The organism is Halogeometricum sp. CBA1124 (assembly GCF_009741955.1).
Lineage (GTDB): Archaea > Halobacteriota > Halobacteria > Halobacteriales > Haloferacaceae > Halogeometricum > Halogeometricum rufum.
On record NZ_WPCD01000130.1, the window covers coordinates 1 to 10,313 of the forward strand.

At 69.3% G+C, this 10,313-nt stretch carries 7 protein-coding genes and 5 pseudogenes; 9 read left to right on the plus strand and 3 right to left on the minus strand.

The window, feature by feature from the left end:
* Positions 1–21: 21 nt before the first annotated feature.
* Positions 22–622 (plus strand): annotated as a pseudogene (gene sod, locus GJ632_RS14490) (superoxide dismutase).
* A gap of 101 nt (positions 623–723) precedes the next feature.
* Positions 724–1,140, plus strand: coding sequence for a Rieske (2Fe-2S) protein (locus GJ632_RS14495; RefSeq protein WP_089807275.1), 417 nt, complete (start codon positions 724–726; stop codon positions 1,138–1,140).
* A gap of 208 nt (positions 1,141–1,348) precedes the next feature.
* Here GJ632_RS14495 and GJ632_RS14500 read toward each other — a convergent pair whose 3' ends face one another.
* Positions 1,349–1,687, minus strand: a complete 339-nt coding sequence (locus GJ632_RS14500; RefSeq protein ID WP_191453339.1) for a DsrE family protein — start codon at positions 1,685–1,687, stop codon at positions 1,349–1,351.
* 91 nt (positions 1,688–1,778) lie between these two features.
* Here GJ632_RS14500 and GJ632_RS14505 point away from each other — a divergent pair.
* Positions 1,779–2,359 (plus strand): annotated as a pseudogene (locus GJ632_RS14505) (NADPH-dependent FMN reductase).
* A gap of 5 nt (positions 2,360–2,364) precedes the next feature.
* Here the strand turns inward: GJ632_RS14505 and GJ632_RS22220 are convergent.
* Positions 2,365–3,555 (minus strand): TasA family protein, encoded by a 1,191-nt coding sequence (locus tag GJ632_RS22220; protein WP_197428013.1) that lies wholly within the window; start codon positions 3,553–3,555, stop codon positions 2,365–2,367.
* Between the two features lie 267 nt (positions 3,556–3,822).
* On the opposite strand from GJ632_RS22220, the gene GJ632_RS14515 reads away from it, so the two are divergent.
* From GJ632_RS14515 to GJ632_RS14525, 3 genes and pseudogenes are all read left to right on the plus strand, one after another.
* Complete coding sequence (locus GJ632_RS14515; protein WP_089807283.1) at positions 3,823–4,410, plus strand: thymidine kinase; 588 nt, start codon at positions 3,823–3,825, stop codon at positions 4,408–4,410.
* 10 nt (positions 4,411–4,420) lie between these two features.
* Positions 4,421–5,023: pseudogene (locus tag GJ632_RS14520) on the plus strand (YIP1 family protein).
* A gap of 192 nt (positions 5,024–5,215) precedes the next feature.
* Positions 5,216–7,391: pseudogene (locus GJ632_RS14525) on the plus strand (OB-fold nucleic acid binding domain-containing protein).
* Positions 7,392–7,453: 62 nt separating this feature from the next.
* Here the strand turns inward: GJ632_RS14525 and GJ632_RS14530 are convergent.
* Positions 7,454–8,209, minus strand: a complete 756-nt coding sequence (locus tag GJ632_RS14530; RefSeq protein WP_231751581.1) for a winged helix-turn-helix domain-containing protein — start codon at positions 8,207–8,209, stop codon at positions 7,454–7,456.
* Between the two features lie 246 nt (positions 8,210–8,455).
* Between GJ632_RS14530 and GJ632_RS23910 the strand changes: the two genes are divergently transcribed.
* The 3 genes and pseudogenes from GJ632_RS23910 to GJ632_RS14540 all read left to right on the plus strand — a co-directional run.
* Positions 8,456–9,181 (plus strand): hypothetical protein, encoded by a 726-nt coding sequence (locus GJ632_RS23910; RefSeq protein WP_231751582.1) that lies wholly within the window; start codon positions 8,456–8,458, stop codon positions 9,179–9,181.
* A complete protein-coding gene (locus GJ632_RS22225; RefSeq protein WP_343161196.1) occupies positions 9,067–9,462 on the plus strand; it encodes a class I SAM-dependent methyltransferase in 396 nt (131 codons plus the stop codon). Before GJ632_RS23910 ends, GJ632_RS22225 begins: the two co-directional genes overlap by 115 nt.
* A 296-nt stretch (positions 9,463–9,758) precedes the next feature.
* Positions 9,759–10,313: pseudogene (locus GJ632_RS14540) on the plus strand (tRNA uridine(34) 5-carboxymethylaminomethyl modification radical SAM/GNAT enzyme Elp3); the annotation flags it as partial.

Here is a 10,313-nt window from a genome sequence, read left to right on the forward strand (position 1 = left end):
AACTGGAAAGCCGTCGATACAATGAGCTACGAACTCGACCCCTTGCCGTACGACTACGACGCACTCGAACCGCACATCTCCGAACAGGTGCTCACGTGGCATCACGACACCCACCATCAGGGCTACGTGAACGGTTGGAACAGTGCGGAGGAGACGCTGGAGTCGAACCGCGAGGGCGGGCGACTTCTCGTCGTCGGCCGGCGCGATTCGCAACGTCACGCACAACGGCTGCGGACACATCCTCCACGACCTCTTCTGGCAGAACATGTCGCCCGAAGGCGGTTCCGAACCCTCGGGTGACCTCGCCGACCGTATCGCCGAGGACTTCGGCTCCTACGAGGCGTGGAAGGGCGAGTTCGAGGCCGCCGCGGGCAACGCGAGCGGCTGGGCGCTCCTCGTCTACGACTCGTTCTCGAACCAGCTCCGCAACGTCGTGGTGGACAAGCACGACCAGGGCGCGCTCTGGGGCTCGCACCCGATTCTGGCACTGGACGTCTGGGAGCACTCGTACTACTACGACTACGGCCCCGCACGCGGCGACTTCGTCGACGCCTTCTTCGAAGTCGTCGACTGGGACGAACCCAGCAGCCGCTACGAGCAGGCCGTCGAGCTGTTCGAGTAAGCGACGAGACGCTCCGTTTTCGCCGTGGGCTTCCGTCTCCGCCACCCTCCGGCACCGGCCCGGCGGAGACTTCTTGACGAACTGGTGAGTACGACAGGCCGATGGTCGACGGAACGAGAATCGCGGACGTCGAAGCGGTCCCCGAAGTCGGCTCGTACCTGTTCACCGCCGAGGACGCGTTCACCAACGAGCGAGAACTCATCCTCGTGCCGTGCGAGCGAGACCCGGGCGTCGAGGCCTGGGTCAACGAGTGCACGCACGAGAACCAGCGGTTCGACAGGGGCGACGGCGCAGCCATGCGGGACGGGCAGATAATCTGCCCGAAGCACGGGTCGATGTTCGACGCCTGCTCGGGCGCGTGCGACAACGGCGAGGCCGCCGGAACGTCGCTGCCCGGCGTCGACGTCACTGTCGAGGACGGCGGCGTGTTCCTCACCGACGACAACTACACCTACCTCCACGACGGCGGCGTCGCAGACGACGACGGCCCGGACTCGACCTCTCACATCGGCTTCTGAGCGGGCGAGTTCGACGCCTCGCGGCAACGTACGTCGGGAGCCCCAGGAACACCAGCGGCAGTATCGTGAGCGCGTGGCTGAGGACGTTCACGAACGGCCCCTCCGAGAGGCCGTCCGGGACGAGTCGGCTCACAGCGGCGGGTTCGCCCGAGAGACGGGTGGCGGATTCGCCCGAGAGACGGGTGGCGCTGTCGACCGACCCGGACGCTCACGGCACTTTCAGATAGGCGTAGCCGTCGTGCTGCAACCGGGTGAGTTCGCCGACGCCGGCGGGGACGGTATCGACGTTCGAGAGCAGTTTCGAGTGGGGGATGTCGCGGCCCGACAGCGAGTTGCGGCAGCCGAGACAGCGCACGTCGCCGTCGAGCGAGCGAACCGCCCGCGAGAGCGGCGACCCCTCGACGAACAGGTGGACGGCGTCGCCGTTGGCGAGGAGGACGACGTCGTCCGTCTCGGCGGTGTCGTCGTCGAGGAGGTTGCGCACGTTCGCCAGCGCGTGTCGCCAGTCGCTCACGTCACCGCTCGACAGGTGGAAGACTGCGTTCATAGCGGCGCGACGGCGGCCACGTCCTTCAGCGTTCGTGCCGGGGGTTCGGCGGCGGCGACCACTTTTCACGTCTCCCGTCGACCGGACGCGTATGGCACAGACGCACGTCGTCGCCGTCTGCGGGAGCCTCCGCGACCGGAGTTACACGAAACTGGCACTCGAACGCGCTCTCGACGGCGTCCGCGAGGCGGGGGGCACCGGCGAACTGCTCGACCTGCGGGCGTACGACCTGCCCGTCTTCGACGCCGACGAGGACGGACAGGGAGACAGCGCGGTCGTCGCCCGGCGAATCCGCGAGGCGGACGCGCTCGTCCTCGGGACGCCCGTCTACCACGGGTCGTACTCGGGCGTGCTGAAGAACGCGCTCGACCACTGCGGGTTCGACGAGTTCGACGGCAAGACGGTCGGCCTGCTCGCCGTCGCCGGCGGCGGTTTTCCGGTGACCGCGCTGGAACACCTCCGGTCGGTCTGCCGGGCGCTGAACGCATGGGTCCTGCCCCATCAGGCCGCACTCCCGCACGTCTCCTCGCAGTTCGACGCGAGGAACTCGCCGACGAGGGGTTAGAAAAGCGCGTGCACGTCCTCGGCCGCCGGGTGGTCGAGTACGCGCGCATCGAACCCGACCCGGCGACGTTCGAGGCGGGAGAGAACGTCGGAGCGGGAGGGAAGTAGTCCGCTCAGACGGACTGTTCGAGCGACAGGTCGAGGTCGAACGTGCACGTCTCGTTCGAGACGACGTTGCCCGCGTTGTACGGGAGCCGGTAGATGACCTCGACGTACTTCGACCCGCCCTGCGAGAGCGCGCTGGACCCGCCCGCCGCGCCCTCGATGCGGGTCGGCTTGCCCTGTACCATCAGGTCGCCGTCGTCGTCGGCGTCGAGTTCGGGGGCGTCCACGTCGGTGTCGACGCGCACCTCCACGTCGAGAACGTCGGCGAGGGTCCGTTCCTTGCCGGGGTCGACGGTGACGTAGCGACTGCTGTCGCCGTCGAATCCGGGGCCGAAGGAGAACCCGGGCGTGAGGAGGACGCGGTCGTTGATGCCGTCGCTCGGCCCCATCCCGTTCACGTCGTGGAGGCCGTTGTAGACAACCTGTCCCCCGAAGGCGAACGCGCCGGACCGACGACCGCTTCCGAGCGTGACTTCGATGGTCCCCTGCGTCCGACTCGCGGAGACGCCGGACGCCCGCGAGTTCGACAGCGCGTAGCCGTTCGGGTTGCCCCCGCTCCGACTCGGCTGGTCCCACCCGCTCGCCGTGAACGGCTGGTAGCTGACGCCGTTCTGGTTGGCGACCACCTGGAAGTCCGCGGTGCCGTCGTCGTCGGTGTCGAACAGGAGGGCGAGGTTGTCACCGCTGCTCGCCGCGCCGAGTTCCGCCGGCAGGTCGACGGTTATCTTCGTGCTGCCGTTGCTCAGCAGTTCGACCGTCGTCACGGCGTCGTCGACGCCGAAGTCCGAGAGGTCGTGGACGTTGTCGTGGGTGTCGTTGTCGAAGTAGCCCGTCACCTCGGAGGTGAACGTGTGCACGGCGCCGGTGTTCGGCGCGCCCGGGGCGTTGCGGACGTTCGTCACCGCGGCCGAGAGGTCGCCGTCGGCGTCGCCGACGTTGTTCACCTTGAACGTCTCCTTGCCGCCCTCGCCGGGCATCAGGTCGCTCACGTTCACCGTCTTCGAGACGTTCGCCCCCAGCGTGAGGTCCATCTCGCCGGCCTGAATCGTGTTGTTCGCGCTCTCCTCCTCGTCGCTCATCAGCGCGTACGTCCCCGTGCTCACCGCGCCGGCGCTGAGGCCGACGCCGGCGATGCCGCCGAGAACCGTCCTGCGCGAGAGTTCGATACCACCGTCGTCGTCTGCGTCGTTTCCGAACATGGTGTTTCTGCGCGGCGACCGCACCCCACCGAGAGGCGGCCCGCCGCGCGACGGCTGAACAGTCGGGTATAATACACTTTGCTACCGACAGGATTACTCGGGCGAAAGTCGCTGTTTAGCGAACTTAATCGCCGGTTCGGCGGTTCGCGGCGCGCGTATCGTCGGGATACCGGGGTCCCGACTGGTTTCGTACCGTTCGATTGGCGTCGGAGACAGTCCGGAGAGAATGAGCAACCGTTTTGACGTTCGCTCGCACCCGAACAGGATATGCACGCCATCACCAAGAGCGGGTGGGTGGAGGTCATCACGGGGTCGATGTTCTCCGGGAAGACGGAGGAACTCCTCCGCCGCCTGCGACGCGCCGAAATCGCGGGGCAGGACGTGGCCGTCTTCAAACCCGCGCTCGACGACCGGTACGGCGAGACGACCGTCGGGTCCCACGCCGGGAGCCAGTGGGACGCGCGGGTCGTCCCCGCCGAGGGCGAGGGCATCTGGACCATCGTCGAGGACCTGAACGGGCAGGACGTCGTCGCCATCGACGAGGCGAACTTCTTCTCCGCGGACCTCGTGGACGTCTGCGAACACCTCGCCGCGGACGGCCGCCGCGTCCTCGTCTCCGGCACCGACCAGACGTTCCGCGGGGAGCCGTTCGAACCGCTTCCGCAACTGATGGCGACGGCCGAGTACGTGGACAAACTGCAGGCCATCTGCACCGTCTGCGGCGAACCGGCGAGTCGGAACCAGCGACTCGTGGACGGCGACCCCGCGCACGCGGACGACGCGACGATCGTCGTCGGCGCCGAGGAGTCCTACGAGGCGCGATGTCGGAACTGTCATACGCTCCGACGCGACTGATGTACACGACGTGACTACCTGGGTCGAGAATCCGGAGGGCGGGCGGGAACGCGGACCGCGCGGCGTCCTCCGGGCGTGGTTGGAAGTGCTCGTTCGCCCCCGCCGGTTCTTCAGAAACGGCGTCGCGCCCGGCGACCAGCGCCCGGCCTCGTCTTCGCCGTCGCCGTCGCCGTCGCCTACACGACGGGCCTGTTCGCGCTGGTCCCGTCGCGGATACCGACGCTCGCCGGCGGCCGGGCGCTCTCTGCGCTGGTCGGACTCGCCGCCGTCGCCCTCCTCCTCGCGCCCGCCGTCCTCCACCTCACCGCCGCGATGCAGACGGTGCTCTTGGTCCTCCTCGTCCGCGACAGGGGGGGGAATCAGCGAAACGGTGCAGGTCGTCGCCTACGCCGCCGCGCCCTGCGTCGTTGCCGGGATTCCGAGCCCGGAACTCCGCGTCGTCTGCGCCGGCTACAGCACCGCCCTCCTCGTCGTCGGCCTGAGCGAACGGCACGGCGTGAGCGTCGCCCGCGCCGCCGTCGCCGGGGCGATTCCCGCGACGTTCCTCTTCGGCTACGTCTTCGGCGGTCTGGCGGCGTTGCAGACGGTCGCACGCGGCCTCGGCCTCGTCTGAACCCGGACGAGTGCCGCTCCGAGCGGTGACCGACGCCCGTCCAACGAACGCCGTGCGCGTTCGTGTCTCTCACCCGACAACAGCGGGTTCGGCGGCGAACGAGTCGGAAACGCGGAGGAACGCCGCCGCGACGCGCGCGTTTCCGGGACGGATTCGACAAGGGTTTTAGTCCCGGGTCGTTTGTTGCACGCAATGGATTGGATTACGCACGACGAAGACGTGTGGTTCGAGTTTCGGGGAGATTCCCCACATCAGCTGACGCCGGGGCGGTACTACAAGGGTGAAGTCGATGGGTTCGCGGAGTTCGGTGTGTTCGTCGACCTCGCGCCGGGCGTGACGGGACTGCTGCACCGCAGCGAACTGGACCGTCGCCTCGAGAGCCTCGACTGGGACGCGGGCGACACCGTGTTCGTCCAGGTGAAGAACATCCGGGACAACGGAAACATCGACCTCGGCTGGTCCATCCGCCAGTCCGAACGCGAGTTCCGCGGCTCGAAGATTCACGACCCGGACGGCGAGGACGACGGCAAGCCCGTCGAGCAGTCCGACGACAGTTCCCCCGGTCCGGTGAAGAAGAAGCCGAAGGGGATGGCCACGAAGTCCAAAGAGCGCAACGGCGAGAGTCAGGAGAAAGCCGACGACGGGGCGACCGACGCCGACGCGCAGGAGACGGACGACCAGACGGAGGCAGAAGCGGACGCGACGCAGGCGGCAGAGACGGAAGACGAGACGCCGGACACCCCGGCGCGACACACGGACGAACCGGGCTCGCCCGGGACCGCGGAGGCCGAGACGGACGACGCCGACGCGACCGAGGAACGCGACGCGGACCGCTTCGAGCACGTCACCGTCGAGAGTCTGGGTGACCGCGTGGGCGACGAAGTCCGCATCGAGGGCGAAGTCGTCAGCACGCGACAGACCGGCGGCCCGACCATCTTCGAGATTCGCGACGAGACGGGCGCGTCGACTGCGCCGCCTTCGTCGAGGCGGGCGCCGCGCCTACCCCGACTGGCGAGGGCGACGTCGTTCGCCTCGACGGCGAGGTGGAGATGCGCCGCGACGAACTGCAGGTAGAAACGGAGGAACTCGTCGCTCTCGACGGTGACGAGGCGGACGCCGTCCTCCAGCGACTCGACGACGCGATGGCCGCGCGGGCCCGCCCCGAGTCGGTCGAACCGCTGGCCGACCACGCGCCCGTCGAGGCCGTGACCGAGCAACTGCGCGAGGCCGCCACGGTGGTTCGCCGCGCAATCCTCGAATCGCGCCCCATCGTCGTCCGCCACCCGGCGACGGCCGACGGCTACGTCGCCGGCGCCGCCGTCGAACGCGCCGTGCTCCCCCGCATCCGCGAGGAACACGAACGCGCAGACGCCGAGTACCACTACTTCACCCGCCGACCGCTCGACGACCCCGTCTACGGCATGGACGCGGCGACGAACGACGTGACGCGGATGCTGCAGGACAACCAGCGCCACGACGAGAAGCTCCCCCTCGTCCTCCTCCTGGGCGTCGGCGCGACCGCCGAATCGCTCGACGGACTCGGACTGCTCGACGTCTACGGCGCCGAACGCGTCGTCGTCGACGCCGCAGTCGCCGACGAAGAGGTCGAAGCGCACGCCGACGCCGTCGTCAATCCCGGCCTCGCCGCGCCGACGCCGCGGACCTCTCGACCGGTGCGCTGGGCGCGAACCTCGCCGCCGCCGTCGACGCGGGCGTCCGCGACGACATCGCGCACCTCCCCGCCGTGAGCTACTGGGAGGACACTCCCGAGGCGTACGTGACGCTGGCCGCCGACGCCGGCTACGACGCCGACCGGACGCGCGAACTCCGAGAGGCCATCGCGCTGGAGGCGTACTACCAGTCCTACGAGGACAAGCGCGAACTCATCACGGACCTGCTGTTCGACGACGGCGTGTCGCCGGGCGCCAACGCGCCGGCGGCGACGCGTCGAGGGTAACCTCGCCGGCCACATCGCCGAGCAGTTCCGCATCAAGCTCGACACCGAAGTCGAGACGGCGCAGGCCAACCTCGACGTGCGCGAGGAGGGCGACGTGACCGTCGCCGTCCTCGACGCCGACGCCTACACCCACCGCTACGACTTCCCGCCCACGTCGCTCCTCGTCGACGAACTCCACCGCCGCAACCGCGAGGGCGACGAGTACGTCACCGTCGCCACCGCGATGGACGAACTGTTCGTCCGAGCGACGGACGACATCGACATCCGCGCCGTCGCCGCGGCGGCCCGCGAGGCCGTTCCCGAGGGTGGCGTCACCGCCATCGCCGTCCGAGACAACCGCATCGAGTTCCTGTCGGCGCCCGCGACGCCGTCGTCGACGCCGTCGTCGACGCCACCGTCGACCAGTTCTAACGCGGTTCCGCCACCTCTCGCGCTGTTTCTCGCGTCGTTCTCGCTGCGTCCGCTCGCATCGCTCAGCGCGTCGCTTCGCCGTCACCGTCGCGCCCCGGCGTGACCGGGTCGGACGCCTCTCGGTACATCTCGTACACCCGCTCGGCCCAGCGACGGGCGTCGCCGCCGTCGGTGTCCACGAACACCCGTAGCGCCCCCGTCTCGTCGTCGTAGCCGCCGACGCCGACGTGGTCGTCAAATATCGCCAGCCCGTACGGGAGCGCCTCTCTCGTCCTGAGACGGAGGTGGCCGCGTTCGACGGCCGTCGCCGTCTCGCCGGAGAGCACGTGGTCTGCCACCGTCGGGACCGTGACGAACTCGGCGTCGCCCTCCTCGAACACGCCCTCGGCGAACGCGGGCGACCCCGGCGGCACGACGTGCGTCGTGTTGAATCCGCGGAACGTCGCGCTCGCGTCGAGGAGTTCGAGGAAGCGCGACACCGGTCCGTACGGGTCGTCGGGCGTCGCTTCGGTGACGGTGGCGTCGGCGAACGGTCCGACGACGAACTCCCGGTGCGTCTCGCAGATGCAGTCGAGGAGCGGAGCCAGACGCTCGGCCGCCCGCAGGTTCCGACCTAGTCGGAGCAGTTCGTCGGCGAACACCTCGCCCTTCCCCGTCAACGAGAACCGGCCGTCCCGCCGCACCGCGAGTCCGCGCTCCGTCAGCCACCGCGTCGTCCGGTGACTCGTCGCCCGCGAGACGCCGAGGCTGTCCTCTAACTCCCGCCTGTCGAGCGGTCGGCCGTACAGCGCCTCCAGCGCGGGGCCGTGCCGGACCACGTCGACGAGCGTGTCGGTGTCGAGTCTGTCCTCGTCGTCAGTCGGTCACGCAGGAGGCGACGCTCGGCCGCGTACCGCAGTAGTTCGTCGAGTGCCGTCGTCTCCGGCATCCTGTCGTCCTCCGTCGTCGTTCGTGTCACTACGTGGCACGTCGTGTTAACCGTTCGCACGGGGTGAGACGGCGTTCGCGCCGCGAAACGCGGCTCAGGAGGTGACTATAGCCCGAATCGCACCGTCCGAGTCGGTATGAGTTCCCACGACTCTCCCGAACGAGACCGGACGACGACCGACGCGGACCGAACTGAGCGACTGGTCGAACGCCTCGTCGACGACGCCGCGGCGTCGCTGGGGCTGTTCTCGACCTACCTAGGCGACAGACTCGGCTACTACGACGCCCTCGCGGGCGCGTCCCCCGCGACGGCGGCGGACCTCGCGGCGGCGACGGGGACGGACGAACGCTACGCCCGCGAGTGGCTGGAACACCAGACGGTACTCGGGATACTCGCCGTCGAGGACGCCGACGCGCCCGCGGCCGAGCGCCGGTTCTCGCTCCCGGCCGCGCACGCCGAGGTTGTCACCGACCCGGACAGTCCGAACCACGCCGTTCCGCTGGCGCAACTGGTCGCTGGCGCGGTGAAACCACTCGAACGCGTGGTCGAGGCGTACCGCACCGGGGCGGGCGTCCCGTTCGAGGAGTACGGACGCGACCTGCGCGAGGGGCAGGCGCGCATCAACCGGCCGACGTTCCGTTCGACGCTCGGAGCCGAGTGGATTCCGACGATGCCGGACGTCGACGAACGACTGCGGCGCGACGCGCGCGCGTCGCCGACGTCGGGTGCGGCTACGGGTGGTCGGCCATCGGACTCGCCGACGCGTACGAGTCGGTTCGCGTGGACGGCTACGACGTGGACGAGGCATCCGTCGAGGCCGCCCGGGAGACGGTCGCCGAGGCGGGCGTCGCCGACCGGGTGACGATTCACCACCGGGACGTGACGGACACCGACATCCGGGGCGACTACGACCTCGTGACCGCGTTCGAGTGCGTCCACGACATGTCCGACCCGGTGGGGGCGTTGCGGACGATGCGCCGCCTCGCGGCCGAGGACGGAACCGTACTCGTCGTGGACGAACGCGTCGGCGAGACGTTCACAGAGACGGGCACCGACGTGGAACCGCTGATGTACGGGTGGAGCGTCCTGCACTGCCTGCCGGTCGGCCGCGTCGAGGACCGTCGGCGGCGACGGGGACGGTGATGCGGCCCGGCACGCTCCGCGAGTACGCCGAGGCGGCGGGGTTCTCGGGGTTCGAGGTACTCCCGGTCGAAGACTTCTTCCTCCGCCTCTACCGGCTGACTCCCTGACCGTCCCCGGCGTCCGAGTCGTCTGCGCCGGCGTCACCCTCCGTCGGGGCGTCGGTTCCGCCGACGGCCGTCTCGCGGCGTCGTCGACTCCTCGACCGACCGATGAGCGACACCCTTAACCCCGAAACGCCGCGATTGAGAGCCAATGAGAACCCTCGCTCGAACGGCCGCCGCGGCGGTGGTGCCGCCGTGAGCGCCGACACCGACCCGACGGAGACGGAGGCGTTCCGTCGCACCTGCGAGACGCTCGTCGAGCGAATCCTCGACGGCGAGATAGAGCGCGACGACCTCGAATCCGCGAAACTCGACGCCTGCTCGGAGCACTCCTCGCCGAAGGTGCCGAAGAACGCCGACGTCCTCGAACACGCCCCCGACGGCCGCCGCGAGGAGGTCAAGTCGGTCGTCCAGCGCAAGCCCGTTCGGACGGCGTCGGGCGTCTCGCCCGTCGCCATCATGACCTCGCCGCACATGTGCCCGCACGGGAAGTGCCTCTACTGTCCCGGCGGTCCGGCCAGCGAGTTCTCCTCCTCGCAGTCGTACACGGGCCACGAACCCGCCGCGCGCGCGGCGCCAGAACGACTACGACCGTACGGACCAGGTGACGCTCCGTCTGGAGCAACTCCGGCACATCGGCCACCCCGTGGACAAGGTCGAACTGATTCTGATGGGCGGGACGATGACCGCGCGGAGCACGACTCCAGGAGTGGTTCGTCAAGCGCGCACTCGAAGCGATGAACGACTCGA

Coding starts and splice junctions, on each gene's coding strand:
- GJ632_RS14515 (WP_089807283.1), top strand. CDS start 3,823: ATGCACGCCATCACCAAGAGCGGGTGGGTGGAGGTCATCACGGGGTCG.
- GJ632_RS14500 (WP_191453339.1), bottom strand. CDS start 1,687: ATGAACGCAGTCTTCCACCTGTCGAGCGGTGACGTGAGCGACTGGCGA.
- GJ632_RS23910 (WP_231751582.1), top strand. CDS start 8,456: ATGAGTTCCCACGACTCTCCCGAACGAGACCGGACGACGACCGACGCG.
- GJ632_RS14495 (WP_089807275.1), top strand. CDS start 724: ATGGTCGACGGAACGAGAATCGCGGACGTCGAAGCGGTCCCCGAAGTC.
- GJ632_RS22220 (WP_197428013.1), bottom strand. CDS start 3,555: ATGTTCGGAAACGACGCAGACGACGACGGTGGTATCGAACTCTCGCGC.